Source organism: Mycolicibacterium monacense (assembly GCF_010731575.1).
GTDB lineage: Bacteria > Actinomycetota > Actinomycetes > Mycobacteriales > Mycobacteriaceae > Mycobacterium > Mycobacterium monacense.
Genome location: NZ_AP022617.1, coordinates 4,309,596 through 4,325,753, shown reverse-complemented (window position 1 = coordinate 4,325,753; position 16,158 = coordinate 4,309,596). Strand labels below are relative to the sequence as shown.

Below are 16,158 nucleotides of genomic sequence, written 5' to 3'. Positions count from 1 at the left end.
AAGCCATGCCGGCAATCGTGCTCATCGGCGCCCAGTGGGGCGACGAGGGCAAAGGAAAGGCCACCGATCTACTCGGTGGCCGCGTGCAGTGGGTCGTGCGGTACCAGGGCGGCAACAACGCCGGTCACACCGTCGTGCTCCCCACCGGCGAGAACTTCGCGCTGCACCTCATCCCGTCGGGGATCCTCACCCCCGGCGTCACCAACGTCATCGGCAACGGCGTCGTCGTCGATCCGGGGGTGCTGCTCACCGAGCTGCGGGGTCTGGAGGAGCGCGGCGTGGACACCGAACGCCTGCTGATCTCCGCCGACGCCCACCTGCTGATGCCGTATCACGTCGCGATCGACAAGGTGGTCGAACGATATGCGGGCAGCAAGAAGATCGGCACCACCGGCCGCGGCATCGGACCGTGCTACCAGGACAAGATCGCCCGCCAGGGCATCCGTGTGGCCGACGTGCTCGACCCGACCGTGCTGGCCGAGAAGATCGAGGGCGCACTGGAGCTGAAGAACCAGGTGCTCGTCAAGATCTACAACCGCAAGGCGCTGGAGCCCGCCGAGGTGGTCGAGAACCTGTTGGAGCAGGCCGAGGGGTTCAAGCACCGCATCGCCGACGCACGGCTGCTGCTCAACCAGGCGCTCGAGCGCGACGAGATCGTGCTGCTGGAGGGGTCGCAGGGCACGCTGCTCGACGTCGACCACGGCACGTACCCGTACGTCACATCGTCGAATCCGACGGCCGGCGGCGCATCGGTGGGTTCGGGTATCGGACCCACCCGCATCACCACCGTGCTCGGGATTCTGAAGGCGTACACGACGCGGGTCGGCTCGGGTCCGTTCCCGACCGAATTGTTCGACGAGCACGGCGCCTATCTCGCCAAGACCGGCGGCGAGGTCGGTGTCACCACCGGCCGCGCCCGCCGCTGCGGCTGGTTCGACGCGGTGATCGCGCGGTACGCGACCCGAGTCAACGGCATCACCGACTACTTCCTCACCAAACTCGACGTGCTGTCCAGCCTGGAGACGGTGCCGATCTGCGTCGGCTACACCATCGACGGCAAGCGCACCGACGAGATGCCGATGACGCAGAGCGACATCGCGCGCGCCGAACCGGTCTACGAGGAACTGCCCGGCTGGTGGGAGGACATCTCCGGCGCCCGGGAGTTCGACGACCTGCCCGCGAAGGCGCGCGACTATGTGCTGCGGCTCGAAGAGCTTGCCGGAGCGCATGTTTCGTGTATCGGCGTGGGCCCGGGACGGGATCAGACCATTGTGCGGCGTGACGTGCTGGCGCCGTCGTGAGCTCCGACTACGGTCTGGATCCGCGCCGCGTCGACCCGGAATACGACCGCCACGGCGGGTTCCCGGTGTTCGAGGCCGCCGAACCCGGACCTGGTTTCGAGCGGTTCCTCACCGCCATGCGGCGCGCGCAGGATCTGGCCGTGTCGGTGAACCCGGACCCGGACACCTGGGACGAGGCGGCCGACCGCGTCGAGGAACTGGTCAAGCTGCTCGACCCGTACCGGGCCGGTGAGGGTGTCGGTCCCGCCAACCGGGTGCCGACGCTGCCGGGCGCGGGCAGCCTGCTCATGCCGCCGTGGCGGGTGACCAAGTTCGAATCCGACGGCGTCGAGTTGGAGGTGGCGTTCAGCCGCTACCACGTGGGCGGCAACTCCGCGGTGCACGGCGGTGTGCTGCCGCTGATGTTCGATTCGATGTTCGGCATGGTGATCCACGCGACCGGCCGTCCGATCAGCCGGACCGCCTTTCTGCACGTGGACTACCGCAGGGTCACCCCGATCGACTCGCTGCTGACGGCGCGGGGCTGGCTGCGGGAGGCCGAGGGGCGCAAGGCCTTCGTCAACGCGGAACTGCTCGACGCCGACGGCAATGTGCTCGCCGAGGCGAACGGCCTGATGATCCGGTTGCTCCCCGGTCAGCCCTGACCGCCGAGACTGCTGTCAGATCACGGTTTCGCCTCGGGCGGTGATCTGGCAGCAGCCTCGGGGAGTCGGTGCGACGATGACCGCGTGGCCGGACCTCAACCGCACCCGATGTCGACGCCCAGGGCCGCGGCGCTGGCCGGAGTCGTCTTCGCGCTGCTGTTCGGCGCGGCGCTCATCCTGATCCGCACGTCGCTTCCGGAGGGCGCCGAACCCGGCTCTCAGTGGATCGACGGCGGCAGTGACCGGTTACAAGTGGCAGCGGTGCTCATGCCGTTCGCCGGCATCGCTTTCCTCTGGTTCATCGGCGTGATCCGCGACGGGTTCGGCCGGTACGAGGACAAGTTCTTCGCCACGGTGTTCCTCGGCAGCGGCCTGCTGTTCCTGGCGATGATGTTCGTCGCCGCCGGGGTGGGCGCGGGCCTGGAGTCGATGAGCGGGCACCCCGCAGAATCCGTCTCCGGTGTGGCTCTGCTGGGGCAGACGGTGCTGCTGTCGATCTCGAAGACGTACGCGCTGCGGATGGCCGCGGTGTTCATGATGTCTCTGGCCACGATCTGGCTGCGCACCGGCCTGATGCCCCGGCCGTTGGTCTACGTCACCTATCTCGTGGCGGTGGCGCTGATCGTGGCGGCGGAGGTCAGCATGTGGCTCGTGTTGACCTTTCCCGCCTGGGTGTTGGTGGTCAGCGCACTGATCTACAGCCGCGAAGTCACTCCGACGCCACCCGCAGCGCCGTCGCCGGACACAGCTTGACCGCTTCGCGGGCGTGCTCGTGCTCGCTCTCGGGCACCGGGTCGGCCAGCAGCACGACGATGCCGTCGTCGTCCTGGTCGAACACCTCCGGCGCGGACATCACGCAGTTGCCCGCGCTGATGCACACGTCGCGGTTCGCCTCGATCCTCATCGCATCACCATCCCACCAGCAGCGACCGTAGCCCGTAGATGAAGTGGAACGACCGGAACTCGACATCTTCGAACGGTTCGGCCAGCGTCAGCGTGGGGAACCGGCGCAGCAGCGCGGGGAACGCGATCCGCATCTCCATGCGGGCCAGCGGCGCCCCGAGGCAGTGGTGCACTCCGTGGCCGAACGCGAGGTGACCGGGCGCGCCGCGGCGGATGTCGAAGGTCTCGGGCGCGTCAAGGAAACTCGGATCCCGGTTGGCCGACGGCAGCGACACGAACACCAGCTGACCCTTCGGGATCAGCACGCCGGCCACTTCGACGTCGGTGGTGGTGATCCGCGGGATGCCGCTGTGCACGATCGACAGCCACCGCAGCAGCTCCTCGACGGCGGGACCCACCGCGTCGGGGTCGTCGCGCACGGCCGCGAGCTGCTCGGGGTGGCGCAGCAGCGCCAGCACACCGAGGCCGAGCATGTTTGAGGTGGTCTCGTGCCCGGCGAGCAGCAGCAACCCCGCGATGCCGACCAGTTCGTCGTCGGTCAACTCGTCACCGTGCTCACGGACCAGCATGCCGAGGATGTCGTCACCCGGGGTGCGGCGGGCGCGGCCCACCAGCGTGTGCATGTACTCGCGCGCCTGCCGGGCCAGGTCGAGCCGCTCCGGGATCGGCAGCGACAGGTCGAGCTGGCGGGCGCTGCGGCGCTGGAAGTCCTCCCGGTCGGCGTACGGCACGCCGAGCAGTTCGCAGATCACCAGCGACGGTATGGGCAGCGCGAAGCCGGCCACCAGATCGGCCGGCGGGCCGGACTGCTGCATCGCGTCGAGGTGTTCGTCGACGATCGCCACGATCCGCGGTTCCAGCCGGTTGATCCGGCGCAGCGTGAACTCCGGGGTGAGCATCCGCCGCAGCCGCTGATGTTCGGGCGGATCGTTGGCGAGCAGGTTGCCCGCCTGCGCCCTGGCCTGTTCGGCATCGGAGATCGGCGACCCGGCGCCGGCGAAGCCCGGCGGGCGGGTGTTGGAGAACCGCGTGTGGTCTGCGAGGACCGCCTTGACGTCGTCATGGCGGGTCACCAGGTACACGTCCATCCCGAACGCGTTCTGGGTGAGGCGCACACCGGCCGACTCCCGGATGTCGCGCAGTTCGTCGGTGGGGTCGAATCCGGCGCGCCGCATGTGCAGCGGCGGGAGCGGGGGCGCCGTCGATGCTCCAGTCGTGCCTGTCATACCTACCGAACGTACGCGCGTGGAAGCGGAGCGGGGTTACGGCGAAGCGCGCAGCGCGGGCCACCAGATCTTCGGCCCGATCAACGTGAACAGGGCCGGGATGATGACCGTGCGCACCAGGAACGTGTCGAGCAGGATGCCGAGGCCGACGATGATGCCCAACTGCGTGAGCACGATCAGCGGCAACACCCCCAGCACGCAGAACACCGCGGCCAGCACGATGCCCGCGCTGGTGATGACGGCGCCGGTCGCCGACACCGCGCGCACGATGCCCTGGCGGGTGCCGTGGTCCGGCGTCTCCTCCCGCGCCCGGGTGACCAGGAAGATCGTGTAGTCCACGCCGAGGGCCACCAGGAACAGGAACGCGAACAGCGGCGTCGTGTCGTCGAGCGCCGGGAAGCCGAACAGGTGCACGCTGGCCCAGCCGCCGAGACCCAGTGCGGCCAGTGCGCTGAGCACTGTCACCGCGACCAGGATCAGCGGCGCGAGCGCGGAGCGCAGCAGGACGTACAGCACCACGAGGACGACGGCGAGGATCGTCGGGATCACCACCATGCGGTCACGCGAGGCGGCGCTGCTGATGTCGCGCGCCTGGGCGTCGGAACCACCGACCAGCGTCGACGAATCCACCCCACGCACGTTCTCGCGCAGCGCGTCCACGGTCGAGAACGCCTCGTCGGAGGCGGGTTCGGCGGACAGCACCACTGACCACTGCGTGAGCCCGGTCGGGGAGGTGCCCGCCGGGTCGGCCGACACGACGCCCGGCGTCTCGGAGATGGCGCGCTGGAGCTCGGCGGTCTTGTCGGAGGGCCCGATGACGCGGGTCGGATCGGTCAACCCGCTCGGGAAGTGGTCGGCCAGGGTTTCGTAGCCGGTCACCGATTCGGCCTGCACCCGGAACTGCTCGGTCTGCGTCAGCCCGATCGGGGTGAACAGCAGGCCGGTGCACAGCACGGCCAGCGCACCGATCGACGCGACGGCGACGACGGCGGGACGGCGTGAGACGCCGGCGGCGATGCGGTGCCACAGTCCGCTGTCGGTCAGCGGTGCGGCGCCTTCCTTCGGGATGAGCGGCCAGAACAGTTTCTTGCCGAACAATCGCAGCAGGGCGGGCAGCACCAGCAGTACGAAGACGGCCGCTACCACCAGGCCGGCGGCGGCCTGTACGCCGAGGGCGCGGGTGCTCGGCGCCGACGCGAACACCAGCGTGAGCAGGGCGAGCACCACGGTGGCGTTGCTCGCCAGGATGGCCGGTCCGGCGGCGCGCACGGCGACAGCGAGCGCTTCGCGGTGATCGCCATTGCGGCCCAGTTCCTCCCGGTACCGGGAGATCAGCAGCAGCGCGTAGTTGGTGCCGGCGCCGAACACCAGCACGCTGGTGATGCCGGAGGTCGACCCGTCGGGGGACATGCCGACGGCCTCGGCGATCGCGGTGCCCACCACGGCCGCCACCCGGTCGGCGAACCCGATCACCAGCAACGGCACCAGGAACAGCACCGGTGACCGGTAGGTGACGATCAGCAGCAGTGCGACGACGGCGGCCGTCACCGCCAGCAGGGTGACGTTGGCGCCGGAGAACGAGTTCGCGATGTCGGCGCCGAATGCGGGCCCGCCGGTCACCTCGGCCCGTAGGTCGCCGGGCAGTCCGTCGGCGGCGGCCTCCCGCAGACCCTTGACCGCGTCGTTGAGCCCGAACCCGGACAGGTCGGTGGCGAGCGGCACGGTGGCGATGGCGGCCTTGTCGTCCTCGCTGACGATCACCGGCGGACCGGCTGGCGCGCTCTGGGCGGCGTCGAGCATGCGGCCGCGCGCCGCCTCGGTGGCGGCGATGTCGGCGGGGGACAGCGCTGCGCCGTCGGTGCGGGTCACGACGAGGATCGTCGGCGCCTGATCGCCGCCGGGGAACTCGCTGCGTAAGGCGTTGACCTTGGCCGATTCCGCATCCGTCGGCACCGAGACCGGTGACTGCGAACTCGACTCGCCGCCGCTGAGCACACCCATCAGCCCGCCGGAGACGAGCACCACCAGCAACGCCACCACCCAGGAGAATCGACCTGCCATACCGACCACTATTCCCGATATTTCAGAAACTGAACATCTGCCGACCTATCCTCGTCGAGTGGCTGACGCCGACCGCGCCGCGCTCGAAGCGCTGATCGCCGCCGACGTGCGCGTGCTGTCGGCCGAGTCCGAACACATCGGTCGCGTCTTCGCCGCGCGTCATTCCTTGTCCGCCAACGACTTCCGGGCGCTGCTGCACATCATGGTCGCCGAGACGGCCGGCCGGCCGCTGACCGCTGGCGACCTCCGCAGGCAGATGGGGATGTCCGGTGCGGCGATCACCTACCTCGTCGAACGGATGATCACCTCCGGGCATCTGCGGCGTGACTCCGACCCCGCCGACCGACGCAAGGTGATCCTGCGGGTCGCCGAACACGGGATGGGCGTCGCCGGCCAGTTCTTCGCACCGCTCGCCGAGCACACCACCCGGGCGATGGCCGACATGCCCGACGACGACATCGCCGTCGCGCACCGCACGCTCACCGCGCTGATCGATGCCATGGCCGCCTTCCGGCGCGACCTCGGCGACTGAGGTGGGTCGGGCTATCGCCGGTTGAGCGTCGCCTCCTCGAGGTCGAGCCCGTGGAGCACCGAGCGCAGCACCTCGTCGTCGATGTGCCCGCTGTCGCGTTCGGCGATCAGCGTCGCCCGCTCCGCGGCGAGCATCTCCAACCGCAGCCGGCGGAACGCCGCGGCCGGGCTCTCGCCGATGTCGGCCTCGTCACGGCCGAGCTGCTCCCAGGCGGAGTTGCGCCGCCGGGTGTTCCAGCCGCGGAGCACCTCGGCCGCACGCTCGTGCACGTCGTCGACGGTGCCGTCGGTGCGCTGCTGTTCGAGCACCTCGTCGAGGCGTTCGGCCGCCGCCCTGGCCGCCCTGTCCTGCGCGGCGGCCGCCGCGACCGCATCGGTGTGGGCCTCGTCGCCCTGCACGCCGAGCCGCCTGATCAACCACGGCAGCGTGAGCCCGTGCAGCAGCAGGGTGCCCACCACGACGACGAAGGTGAGGAACACCAGTTGCGGCCGGCCCGGGAACTCGGCGCCGCTCAGCGTGGTCGCCGGCACCGCGAACGCCGCCGCCAGCGACACCACACCCCGCATTCCGGCCCACGCGACGACGAACACCTGCGCGGGCCGCGGGCTGGGTTCGCGGTAACGCAGCGCGGGCGAGACCAGCCGGGGCAGGTAGGCGAACAGGTACACCCACACGATCCGCACCGCGATCACCGTCGCCAGCACCGCCAGCGACGAGACGACGAGGACCGCCGCCGAAATGCCTGCGAGTTCCTCGATGACCTTCGGCAGCTGCAGGCCGATCAGCAGGAACGCGAACGACTCCAGCAGCAATTGCACGGCCTTCCACACCGCCGAGTCCTGCAGCCGGGTTGCGTAACTCGCGTTGGTCGAGTGCTGCCCGAGGATCAGCGCGGCCACCACCACCGCGAGCACCCCCGATCCGTGCACCTCCTCGGCGAGCAGGTAGATCCCGAACGGGGCGACGAGACCAAGGGCGCTCTCGACCAGCGGATCACGCAGCCGCGACCGCACGTGGACGATCACCGCGCCGAGCGCGCCGCCGACGACGACGCCGCCCACCGCGGCCAGCGCGAACGTCCAGAGGCCGCCCGTCCAACTGGCCGACCCGCCGATCGCCAGGCCGAGCGCCACCTTGTAGGCGGTCAGTGCGGTCGCGTCGTTGAGCAGGCTCTCGCCACCCAGCAGCGTCATCAGCCGGCGGGGCAGGCCGAGCCTGCGGCCCACCGCGGTCGCCGACACCGCATCCGGGGGCGCCACGATCGCTCCCAGCGTCAGCGCGGCCGCGATGGTGAGTTCGGGCACCGCCCAGTACGCCACCACCCCGACCGCGAACGTCGTCGCCAGTGGCAGGCCGACCGCCAGCATCCCGATCGAGCGCACGTTGCGCCGCAGCGCCACGTAGCTGCTCTCCAGTCCGGCCGACCACAGCAGCGGCGGCAGTACGACGTACAGCACCAGGTCCGGATCGAGTTGGATGTCCGGTACGCCGGGGATCAGGCCGACGGCCAGCCCGGCGACCACCAGCGCCAGCGGGGCCGACACATCCGCCCGACGGGCGACGGCGGCCAGCAGCACCGCGACGACCAGGACGGCCAGCAGTGAGGCACTCACCCTCGGAGTCCTCCTCTCAGCTCTCTCTCGGACTTCTCTCGGGCGTCCGTATCCTCGATCACCATGCGCAGCAGAGCACGTCGGGCCACCGGGCGGACGCAGGATACGGCCGCGCCGCGCACATGTGAGCACCTGGCTTCGACCAGCCCCGAAGCGGTCAACGCCGACCCGCGGCCGAACACTCCCGGCCGCTGTGAGGACTGCGCCGAACTCGGCGAGGCGACCTGGGCGCACCTGCGCATGTGCCTGACGTGCGGGCACGTCGGCTGTTGCGATTCCAGCCCGCACCAGCACGCCACCGCACACTTCCACCAGACCGGCCACCCGGTGATGCGCTCGGCCGAACCGGGGGAGTCCTGGCGGTGGTGCTACATCGACCTCCGGGTGGGTTGAGCATCTGGCAGGCTGGCGGGCGATGACTGAACCAACCGACGCCGACACACCCGTCACCGACCCCGAGGTGGCGGTCCCGCAGGTCGCACCGGCCGCACCGGATGCGCCGGCCGAGCCCGCCGCACCGAGGAACACGGTGCTGCTGCTCGGGGCAGGCGAACTCAGTCGGGAACTCGCGCTTGCCTTTCAGCGGCTGGGTGCGTTCGTGGTGGCCGTCGACCGGTACGCCGACGCGCCCGCGCACGGGGTGGCCGACCGCTCGGCCGTCGTGCGGCTGACCGACACCGAAGCCGTCACCGCGCTCATCGAACGGGAGAAACCGCGCTACGTCGTCGCGCAGTCGGGTGCCATCGCCGCCGACGCGTTGATCGCGGTGGCCGAACGCGGCGGCGTCGACGTGTTCCCGACGCCGCGAAGCACCCGCCTGGGACAGGACCGCGAAGGGCTGCGCCGCCTGGCCTCCGATGAACTCGGCCTGCCGACGGCACCGTTCTGGTTCGCCGGTTCGGCCGAGGAGCTCGGCACCGTCGCCCAGCACGCCGGGTTCCCGCTCGTCGTCAAACCCATCTCGGGCGCACCCGGGGAGGGCCAGTCGGTGCTGCTGCGCGCCGAGGACGTGGAACCGGCCTGGCACCGCGCCGTCGCCGCGGGGCGCATCACCCACAACCGGGTGATGGCCGAGACCGTGGTCGAGGTGGATTACGAGGTGACGCTGCTGACGGTGCGCAGCACCGGCGCGACCGGCCCGACGCTGACCTTCTGCGAACCGATCGGCCACCGCCCCGGCGACGGCGATGCGCTCGAGTCGTGGCAGCCGCAGCAGATGACGCCCGCGGCGCTGGACGCGGCGAAGTCGATCGCCGCGCGCATGGTCAACTCGCTCGGCGGTCGGGGCGTCTTCGCGGTCGAACTGCTGGTCCGCGGCGACGAGGTGTACTTCTCCGACGTGCGGACCCGGCTGCAGGACACCGGTCTGGTGACGGTGCGCTCCCAGCGGCTGTCGCAGTTCGAGCTGCACGCCCGGGCGATCCTCGGTCTCGCGGTCGACACGATCATGATCTCGCCCGGTGCGGCGGAGGTCCGGTACGCGGGCACCGAGACGTCGGTTTCCGAACCCTCGGGTGCCGATATCGCGGCGGTGGTGGCCGACGCGCTGGCCACCCAGGAGAGCGACGTGCGGTTGTTCGGCAGGCCGGACGAGACCGACGGCCGACGCCGGCTCGGGGTCGCGCTGGCCACCGCACCGGATGTGATCATCGCCCGTGACCGGGCCCGGCGGGTGGGCGCCGCGCTGCGCCGGCTGTGGTGAGCGATGTCCGCTGAATCCGATCCGGACACCGGCCGCCCCAGCGACCGGCCCACCGCCGCGCCGTTCATGATCGCGCTGGTGATCATTGTGCTCGTCGTGATCGGTATCTGGCTGGTCAACCTGTTCGAAGGGGACGAGCCCACGCCAGAACAGCTGATCGGCCGGGTCGCCGCAGCGCAGAACGACGCCCTGCAGCGCGAGGACTATCAGGCATTCCAGGCGTACACGTGCCGTGCGGAACACGCGACCGAATCTGAAGTACTTGAGCGGCAACGAAATTCGTCGGCCGAACAGGGCGCCCGGTTCATCGACGGGGTGAGCGACGTCGTCGTCGACGGTGACCGGGCCACCGCCACCGTCACCTACCACTTCGACAGGTCCGAGGACGACAAGTTCGGGGTCCCGACGACCTTCGTCCAGGAGGACGGAGCATGGAAGGTGTGCTCGACCGGTTCTGGCTAGGTGTGCGAGACTCACGGCCGTGAGTTATGCGGGAGACATCACCCCCGAGCAGGCCTGGCAGCTACTCGACGACGACCCGAACGCCGTGCTGGTCGACGTGCGCACCGACGCGGAGTGGCGCTTCGTCGGGGTGCCCGATCTGTCGCCGCTGTCCCGCGATGCCGTGTTCATCGAGTGGAATCGGACCGACGGCACCCGCAACGACGGGTTCGTCGACGATCTGAAGGCCGCGGGCATCACGCCCGGTGAGCGCCCGGTCGTGTTCCTGTGCCGCTCCGGCAACCGCTCCATCGGCGCCGCCGAGGCTGCGACCGAGGCGGGGATCGGGCCGTCGTACAACATCCTCGACGGGTTCGAAGGTGACCTCGACGAGCAGAAGCACCGCGGTCGCACCGGTTGGAAGGCCGTGGGACTGCCCTGGAAGCAGTCATGAGCTCAGAGGTGCCCTCGCGCACGCAAGAAGCGGACAAGCCCTCCGTCCGCCGGCCCGCCGAACTGCCCGAGGGGGTCGGTCAGGCCACCATCGGGGTGCGCGGCGGTCTGCTGCGGTCCGGTTTCGAGGAGACCGCCGAGGCCCTGTACCTCACGTCGGGCTATGTGTACGCGTCGGCGGCCGAGGCGGAGAAGGCGTTCACCGGAGAGATCGACCGGTACGTCTATTCGCGGTACGGCAACCCGACGATCTCGATGTTCGAGGAGCGGCTGCGGCTGATCGAGGGGGCGCCGGCCTGTTTCGCGACGGCGACCGGCATGGCCGCGGTGTTCACGTCGCTGGGCGCGCTGCTGGGCGCGGGGGACCGGTTGGTTGCCGCGCGCTCACTGTTCGGTTCGTGTTTCGTGGTCTGCAGCGAGATCCTGCCGCGTTGGGGTGTGGAGACGGTGTTCGTCGACGGCGACGACCTCTCCCAGTGGGAGGAGGCCCTCTCGGTGCCCACGCAGGCGGTGTTCTTCGAGACACCGTCGAACCCCATGCAGTCGCTGGTCGACATCGCCGCGGTGACGGAGCTCGCGCATGCGGCGGGCGCAAAAGTGGTGTTGGACAACGTCTTCGCCACGCCGCTGCTGCAGCAGGGTTTCCCGCTGGGGGTCGACGTGGTGGTCTACTCCGGCACCAAGCACATCGACGGTCAGGGCCGGGTGCTCGGAGGCGCGATCCTCGGTTCGCAGGAGTACATCGACGGCCCGGTGCAGAAGTTGATGCGTCACACCGGCCCGGCGATCAGCGCGTTCAACGCGTGGACGCTGTTGAAGGGTTTGGAGACGCTGGCGGTACGGGTCGACTACTCCAACCGGTCGGCGGAGCGGATCGCGGAGTTCCTCGAGGGGCACTCCTCCGTGAGTTGGGTCAAGTACCCGTTCCTGGAGTCCCATCCGCAGTACGACCTGGCCAAACGGCAGATGCGCGGCGGCGGCACCGTCGTCACGTTCGAACTCGCCGGCGGTAAGGAACGGGCCTTCGAGGTGCTCGACAAACTGCAGATCATCGACATCTCGAACAACCTCGGCGACGCCAAGTCGTTGATCACCCATCCCGCCACCACGACCCACCGGGCGATGGGTCCGGAGGGTCGCGCGGCGATCGGTCTGGGCGACGGTGTGGTGCGGGTGTCGGTCGGGCTCGAGGACACCGACGACCTGATCCGCGATCTCGACCGGGCGCTGGGCTGAGTGTCCCGGCGCTCGGAGGCGAAGAAGGCGCGGCGGCGTAAACGCCAGGCGGCGCAGAACGTGGCCTGGGTGCCCGAGGCGGTGGTGGAACAGTTGTCGACGATCGAGGACGCCATCGTCGCCGATCTGGCCGCGTTCGACGAACGAATCACCGAGCGCGGGTGGACGTTCGACGAGCAGGAGTCCGATGACGACTACGCCATCTGGTTCTACGAGCCGTCCGGCGCGGAGGTCTCCGACGGGCTGCCGGTGACCTCGCTGTGGCTGGACGCGGCCGAGGACGGCGAGGTGGTCCGGGTCGTGTTGGTCGGCACGACCGAACAGCACGGTTTCACCCACGACGAGCTGGACCAGCACCTGGACGCGATCGAGTCCTACCGGAACGGTCACCCGGTACCGGACTTCGACTAGGGACTGGCGGAGGGTCTCGCCGAACGTGCGTCCACTGCGAGATTCGGCCCGAGTTTTCGCCGTGAGCGCACGTTCGGTGCCGCGCGCCTAGGTCCTGTCGCCGGACTCGACCACACCGAGCGCCGTCTGCGCGCGGTCCTCGTAGCTCTTGCGCTTGGCGGTGTCGAAGTCGAGGAACACGTTGTCCAGACCGAGCTTCTTGTTCAGCCAGCGTCGCCCGCGCGGTCCGAGCAACTGGGCCGCCTGGGCCGTGAACCGCAGGGCCGGCGGCACCGACACGTGCGTCTTGGGCTTGTCCAGCGTCTTGACGATCGCCGCCGCGATGTCCTCCGGTTCGACCGGTTTGATCGCCCCGGACTCCTTCGTGCCCGAGATCAGCTCGGTGCGGGTGAAGGGCGGCATCACCACCGACACGTGCACGCCGTGCGGTGCCACCTCGTCGGCCAGCGCCGCCGACAAGCCCACCACACCGAACTTCGCGCCGACGTAGACCACCTGACCGGGCACGGGAATCACCCCGGACAGCGAGGCGATGTTGATGATGTGACCACGCCCGCGAGCGACCATGTCGGGCAGCGCCAGCTGGCATCCGGCGATCACGCCGTAGAGGTTGACCTCGATCGACGACCGGATCGCCTGTTCGGACTGTTCGAGGAACGGGCCGATCGGCATGACGCCGGCGTTGTTGATCAACACGTCGATGTGCCCGCCGCCGTCGGTGCGCGCCTTGTCGAGGAACGTCGCGAACGACTCACGGTCGGTGACGTCGAGCGGGTAGCCCGACACCGGGCCCAGCTTGGTCAACTGGGCGACCGCCGACTCCTGCAGCGCCACGTCGCGATCGCCGATGACGACGCGGGCGCCGCGGGCGAGCAGAGCCTTCGCAGTGGCATAACCGATACCGCGAGCGGCGCCGGTGATCGCGATGGTCTTGCCCCTGATGTTATCCATGTCACGAACTTTACAGGTGTCAATTTTTTATCGGAAGAGGGTCTGAAAGGGTGACTCGGTGATCGATGACCTGCGGTTCGTGGCCGTGGACCAGACCGACCCCCTGGCCGAACCCCTGCTCGGCGAGCTCGCCGTCGAATACGCCGACCGCTACGAGGGCCGCGCCGAGGCGGTCCTCGCGTGGCTGCGCCGCTACCCGGCCGCCGAGTTCACCCCACCCGACGGCGCCATGCTGATCGGACTGCTCGGCGACACCCCCGTCACCGGCGGGGCGTTCCGCCGCTTCGGCGTCGTCGACGGAGTGCCGACCGCCGAACTCAAGCGCATCTGGACCGACAGTGCGCATCGTCGCCGAGGTTTCGGTCGCGCACTGCTCGCCGTGCTGGAACAGGAGATCGCCGCCCGCGGGTACCGCCGGATCTACCTGACCACCGGTGACCGTCAGCCCGAAGCCGAGGCGCTCTACCTCGCGACCGGATACCAGCGCCTCGCCGAACCGCTACCCGCCGAGGGTGAGGTGTATCCGGTGGCGTTCGCCAAACTGCTCCAGTGACCGGTTTGTAGGCTGGCGCAATGCCGTTGGCAGCGGGAGTGTCCCAGGCAGCCGTGGGTTGGCTGATCCTGCTGGCAGCGGCCGCCATCGCCGCCGGGGGTGTGATGTTGCGGGCATTCATCGGCCGCCGCGCCGACCGCCACCTGCTCGGCCGCCTGACCCGCCGGATGCGTGGGACGGCGCTCGCGAGGGTGCTGTTCGGCCCCGTGCAACACGATGCGCTCGACCCCGACGAACTCGACCAGATGATCCTGATGCCCACCATCGTGGTGGCATGCGGGCTGTGCCTGACCGCGGTCTTCCTGCTCGGCTACCGGATCCTCACCTAGCGCGCGGCCTGCGCGGCCTCGCGGATCGGCCCCCGCCACAGCGGACCGTGTCCGGGCAGCAACACCTCGGTGTCGAGCGCCGCCAGCGCCGCGAGGCTCGCCACGCACCGCGCCTGATCGTGGTTGAACAGGTCGGGCAGCAGCTGCGGGCGGGTGTCGCTGAGCAGCGGGTGGCCGGTCACCAGGGCGTCACCGCTGACCAGTACGCCGTCGACGACGTAGGAACAGTGCCCGCCGGTGTGGCCGGGCGTCGGGACCGCCGCCGGGGTGCCGGGCAGCGTCGCGGCGATCTCGTCGGTCAAGGCCTGTGCGGTCGGGATGCCGCCGCGGTGCGTACCGCCCTTCCCGCTGATCGTCAGCGACCATTTCAGCCATCGGGGCCGCCACGCATGTCTGGCGACGGCGAGCGGGGACACCTGCTCGAGGTAGTCACGTCTGGCGTGGCCGACCTCGTCGGCGTGGGTGTAGACCGGCACCCCATGCGTCTCGGCGAACCAGATCGCCGACCCGAAGTGGTCGATGTGGGCGTGGGTCAACAGGATCGCGCGGATGTCGTCGATCCCGAACCCCAACCGCCGCACCGAATCCACCACGTCGTCGCGGTGGCCGGGATAGCCGGCGTCGATGAGCAGCACGCCGTCGCCGTCGGTCACCAGCGTCCAGTTCACGAGATCGGTCCGCGCGAGGTGGACCCGGTCGGTGACGGCCGTCAGGGCTGCTGCCATGCCGCGAGTGTAGGCAGGTGGAGTAGAAACGAGTCGTGCGCACGCGAGGAGCAGGGAGACACCATGGCTGAACTCAAACTCGGATACAAAGCGTCGGCGGAGCAGTTCGCGCCGCGGGAACTGGTCGAACTCGCGGTGGCGGCCGAAGAGCACGGTATGGACAGTGCGACGGTCAGCGACCACTTCCAGCCGTGGCGCCACGAGGGCGGACATGCGCCGTTCTCGCTGGCGTGGATGACCGCGGTGGGGGAGCGGACCAAGCGGTTGCAGTTGGGCACCTCGGTGCTCACACCGACGTTCCGCTACAACCCGGCGGTGATCGCGCAGGCGTTCGCGACGATGGCCTGTCTGTATCCGGACCGAATCTTCCTCGGTGTCGGCACCGGTGAGGCGCTCAACGAGATCGCGACCGGTTACGAGGGCGACTGGCCGGACTTCAAGGAGCGGTTCGCGCGGCTGCGCGAGTCGGTGCGGTTGATGCGTGAGTTGTGGCTCGGCGACCGCGTCGACTTCGACGGCGAGTACTACCGCACCAAGGGTGCGTCGATCTACGACGTCCCCGAAGGCGGCGTCCCGGTGTACATCGCCGCGGGCGGGCCAGTGGTGGCGAAGTACGCCGGCCGCGCGGGGGACGGTTTCATCTGCACCTCCGGTAAGGGTGAGGAACTGTACAAGGACAAGCTGCTGCCCGCGGTGGCCGAGGGAGCCGATGCGGCCGGGAAGAACGTCGACGATGTCGACAAGATGATCGAGATCAAGATCTCCTACGACACGGATCCCGAACTGGCGCTGGAGAATACGCGGTTCTGGGCGCCGCTGTCGTTGACCGCCGAACAGAAGCACAGCATCGACGACCCGATCGAGATGGAGAAGGCCGCCGACGAGTTGCCGATCGAGCAGGTCGCCAAGCGGTGGATCGTCGCCTCGGATCCGGATGAGGCCGTCGAGAAGGTCAAGGACTACGTCGGGTGGGGCCTGAACCACCTCGTGTTCCACGCACCCGGCCACGACCAGCGCCGGTTCCTCGAGCTCTTCAAACGGGATCTGGAGCCGCGGCTGCGCAAGCTGGGCTGAGGC

At 69.6% G+C, this 16,158-nt stretch carries 19 protein-coding genes; 13 read left to right on the top strand and 6 right to left on the bottom strand.

Features of this window, described 5'->3' with window-relative positions; genetic code table 11:
• Window positions 1–5 precede the first annotated feature (5 nt).
• From G6N49_RS20750 to G6N49_RS20740, 3 genes are all read left to right on the top strand, one after another.
• Complete coding sequence (locus G6N49_RS20750) at window positions 6–1,301, top strand: adenylosuccinate synthase (RefSeq protein WP_011854456.1); 1,296 nt, start codon at window positions 6–8, stop codon at window positions 1,299–1,301.
• Window positions 1,298–1,945 (top strand): PaaI family thioesterase, encoded by a 648-nt coding sequence (locus tag G6N49_RS20745; protein ID WP_064872011.1) that lies wholly within the window; start codon window positions 1,298–1,300, stop codon window positions 1,943–1,945. The genes G6N49_RS20750 and G6N49_RS20745 overlap by 4 nt, the downstream gene beginning before the upstream one ends.
• Before the next feature lie 108 nt (window positions 1,946–2,053).
• Complete coding sequence (locus G6N49_RS20740) at window positions 2,054–2,698, top strand: hypothetical protein (RefSeq protein ID WP_064872009.1); 645 nt, start codon at window positions 2,054–2,056, stop codon at window positions 2,696–2,698.
• Here G6N49_RS20740 and G6N49_RS20735 read toward each other — a convergent pair.
• From G6N49_RS20735 to G6N49_RS20725, 3 genes are read right to left on the bottom strand one after another with little or no spacing between them, the layout of a single operon-like run.
• Window positions 2,655–2,849, bottom strand: a complete 195-nt coding sequence (locus tag G6N49_RS20735) for a ferredoxin (RefSeq protein ID WP_064872007.1) — start codon at window positions 2,847–2,849, stop codon at window positions 2,655–2,657. The genes G6N49_RS20740 and G6N49_RS20735 overlap by 44 nt on opposite strands.
• A gap of 4 nt (window positions 2,850–2,853) precedes the next feature.
• On the bottom strand, window positions 2,854–4,074 hold the full coding sequence (locus tag G6N49_RS20730) for a cytochrome P450 (protein WP_083045054.1): 1,221 nt from the start codon (window positions 4,072–4,074) through the stop codon (window positions 2,854–2,856).
• A gap of 36 nt (window positions 4,075–4,110) precedes the next feature.
• Entirely contained in the window at window positions 4,111–6,135 is a 2,025-nt protein-coding gene (locus tag G6N49_RS20725; RefSeq protein ID WP_083045065.1) for an MMPL family transporter, read from the bottom strand.
• 58 nt (window positions 6,136–6,193) lie between these two features.
• Between G6N49_RS20725 and G6N49_RS20720 the strand changes: the two genes are divergently transcribed.
• Window positions 6,194–6,667, top strand: coding sequence for a MarR family winged helix-turn-helix transcriptional regulator (locus G6N49_RS20720; RefSeq protein ID WP_083045055.1), 474 nt, complete (start codon window positions 6,194–6,196; stop codon window positions 6,665–6,667).
• 11 nt (window positions 6,668–6,678) lie between these two features.
• On the opposite strand, the gene G6N49_RS20715 is transcribed toward G6N49_RS20720, so the two are convergent.
• Window positions 6,679–8,280: a Na+/H+ antiporter gene (locus tag G6N49_RS20715; protein WP_083045056.1), complete on the bottom strand. Its 1,602-nt coding sequence runs from the start codon at window positions 8,278–8,280 to the stop codon at window positions 6,679–6,681.
• 63 nt (window positions 8,281–8,343) lie between these two features.
• Between G6N49_RS20715 and G6N49_RS20710 the strand changes: the two genes are divergently transcribed.
• Genes G6N49_RS20710 through G6N49_RS20685 form a run of 6 tightly spaced genes read left to right on the top strand, consistent with a single transcriptional unit; the run spans window position 8,344 to window position 12,523 of the window.
• Entirely contained in the window at window positions 8,344–8,673 is a 330-nt protein-coding gene (locus G6N49_RS20710; protein WP_083045057.1) for a UBP-type zinc finger domain-containing protein, read from the top strand.
• A gap of 22 nt (window positions 8,674–8,695) precedes the next feature.
• Complete coding sequence (gene purT, locus G6N49_RS20705) at window positions 8,696–9,982, top strand: formate-dependent phosphoribosylglycinamide formyltransferase (protein ID WP_011557949.1); 1,287 nt, start codon at window positions 8,696–8,698, stop codon at window positions 9,980–9,982.
• A 3-nt stretch (window positions 9,983–9,985) separates the two neighbouring features.
• Window positions 9,986–10,444 (top strand): Rv0361 family membrane protein, encoded by a 459-nt coding sequence (locus G6N49_RS20700; RefSeq protein ID WP_011854463.1) that lies wholly within the window; start codon window positions 9,986–9,988, stop codon window positions 10,442–10,444.
• Window positions 10,445–10,463: 19 nt separating this feature from the next.
• Complete coding sequence (locus tag G6N49_RS20695) at window positions 10,464–10,877, top strand: rhodanese-like domain-containing protein (protein WP_011557951.1); 414 nt, start codon at window positions 10,464–10,466, stop codon at window positions 10,875–10,877.
• Window positions 10,874–12,112: an O-succinylhomoserine sulfhydrylase gene (locus tag G6N49_RS20690; protein ID WP_064871998.1), complete on the top strand. Its 1,239-nt coding sequence runs from the start codon at window positions 10,874–10,876 to the stop codon at window positions 12,110–12,112. The genes G6N49_RS20695 and G6N49_RS20690 overlap by 4 nt, the downstream gene beginning before the upstream one ends.
• A complete protein-coding gene (locus tag G6N49_RS20685) occupies window positions 12,113–12,523 on the top strand; it encodes a hypothetical protein (protein WP_083045058.1) in 411 nt (136 codons plus the stop codon). It abuts the gene before it with no gap.
• Window positions 12,524–12,610: 87 nt separating this feature from the next.
• Here G6N49_RS20685 and G6N49_RS20680 read toward each other — a convergent pair whose 3' ends face one another.
• Window positions 12,611–13,474: an SDR family oxidoreductase gene (locus tag G6N49_RS20680; RefSeq protein WP_011557954.1), complete on the bottom strand. Its 864-nt coding sequence runs from the start codon at window positions 13,472–13,474 to the stop codon at window positions 12,611–12,613.
• 58 nt (window positions 13,475–13,532) lie between these two features.
• Here G6N49_RS20680 and G6N49_RS20675 point away from each other — a divergent pair, with 58 nt between their 5' ends.
• Window positions 13,533–14,027: a GNAT family N-acetyltransferase gene (locus tag G6N49_RS20675; RefSeq protein ID WP_011854467.1), complete on the top strand. Its 495-nt coding sequence runs from the start codon at window positions 13,533–13,535 to the stop codon at window positions 14,025–14,027.
• Window positions 14,028–14,047: 20 nt separating this feature from the next.
• Window positions 14,048–14,356 (top strand): hypothetical protein, encoded by a 309-nt coding sequence (locus G6N49_RS20670; RefSeq protein ID WP_011557956.1) that lies wholly within the window; start codon window positions 14,048–14,050, stop codon window positions 14,354–14,356.
• Here G6N49_RS20670 and G6N49_RS20665 read toward each other — a convergent pair.
• Window positions 14,353–15,081: an MBL fold metallo-hydrolase gene (locus G6N49_RS20665; RefSeq protein WP_011557957.1), complete on the bottom strand. Its 729-nt coding sequence runs from the start codon at window positions 15,079–15,081 to the stop codon at window positions 14,353–14,355. The genes G6N49_RS20670 and G6N49_RS20665 overlap by 4 nt on opposite strands.
• Before the next feature lie 63 nt (window positions 15,082–15,144).
• Here G6N49_RS20665 and fgd point away from each other — a divergent pair, with 63 nt between their 5' ends.
• Entirely contained in the window at window positions 15,145–16,155 is a 1,011-nt protein-coding gene (gene fgd, locus G6N49_RS20660; protein WP_011557958.1) for a glucose-6-phosphate dehydrogenase (coenzyme-F420), read from the top strand.
• The last annotated feature ends 3 nt before the right edge of the window (window positions 16,156–16,158 follow it).

Excerpts from the sequence above, each read along its gene's own strand:
- G6N49_RS20750 (WP_011854456.1), top strand. The coding sequence starts at position 6 with ATGCCGGCAATCGTGCTCATCGGCGCCCAGTGGGGCGACGAGGGCAAA.
- G6N49_RS20710 (WP_083045057.1), top strand. The coding sequence starts at position 8,344 with ATGCGCAGCAGAGCACGTCGGGCCACCGGGCGGACGCAGGATACGGCC.
- G6N49_RS20700 (WP_011854463.1), top strand. The coding sequence starts at position 9,986 with ATGTCCGCTGAATCCGATCCGGACACCGGCCGCCCCAGCGACCGGCCC.
- G6N49_RS20730 (WP_083045054.1), bottom strand. The coding sequence starts at position 4,074 with ATGACAGGCACGACTGGAGCATCGACGGCGCCCCCGCTCCCGCCGCTG.
- G6N49_RS20665 (WP_011557957.1), bottom strand. The coding sequence starts at position 15,081 with ATGGCAGCAGCCCTGACGGCCGTCACCGACCGGGTCCACCTCGCGCGG.
- G6N49_RS20740 (WP_064872009.1), top strand. The coding sequence starts at position 2,054 with ATGTCGACGCCCAGGGCCGCGGCGCTGGCCGGAGTCGTCTTCGCGCTG.
- fgd (WP_011557958.1), top strand. The coding sequence starts at position 15,145 with ATGGCTGAACTCAAACTCGGATACAAAGCGTCGGCGGAGCAGTTCGCG.
- G6N49_RS20735 (WP_064872007.1), bottom strand. The coding sequence starts at position 2,849 with ATGAGGATCGAGGCGAACCGCGACGTGTGCATCAGCGCGGGCAACTGC.
- G6N49_RS20670 (WP_011557956.1), top strand. The coding sequence starts at position 14,048 with ATGCCGTTGGCAGCGGGAGTGTCCCAGGCAGCCGTGGGTTGGCTGATC.
- G6N49_RS20680 (WP_011557954.1), bottom strand. The coding sequence starts at position 13,474 with ATGGATAACATCAGGGGCAAGACCATCGCGATCACCGGCGCCGCTCGC.
- G6N49_RS20725 (WP_083045065.1), bottom strand. The coding sequence starts at position 6,135 with ATGGCAGGTCGATTCTCCTGGGTGGTGGCGTTGCTGGTGGTGCTCGTC.
- G6N49_RS20690 (WP_064871998.1), top strand. The coding sequence starts at position 10,874 with ATGAGCTCAGAGGTGCCCTCGCGCACGCAAGAAGCGGACAAGCCCTCC.
- purT (WP_011557949.1), top strand. The coding sequence starts at position 8,696 with ATGACTGAACCAACCGACGCCGACACACCCGTCACCGACCCCGAGGTG.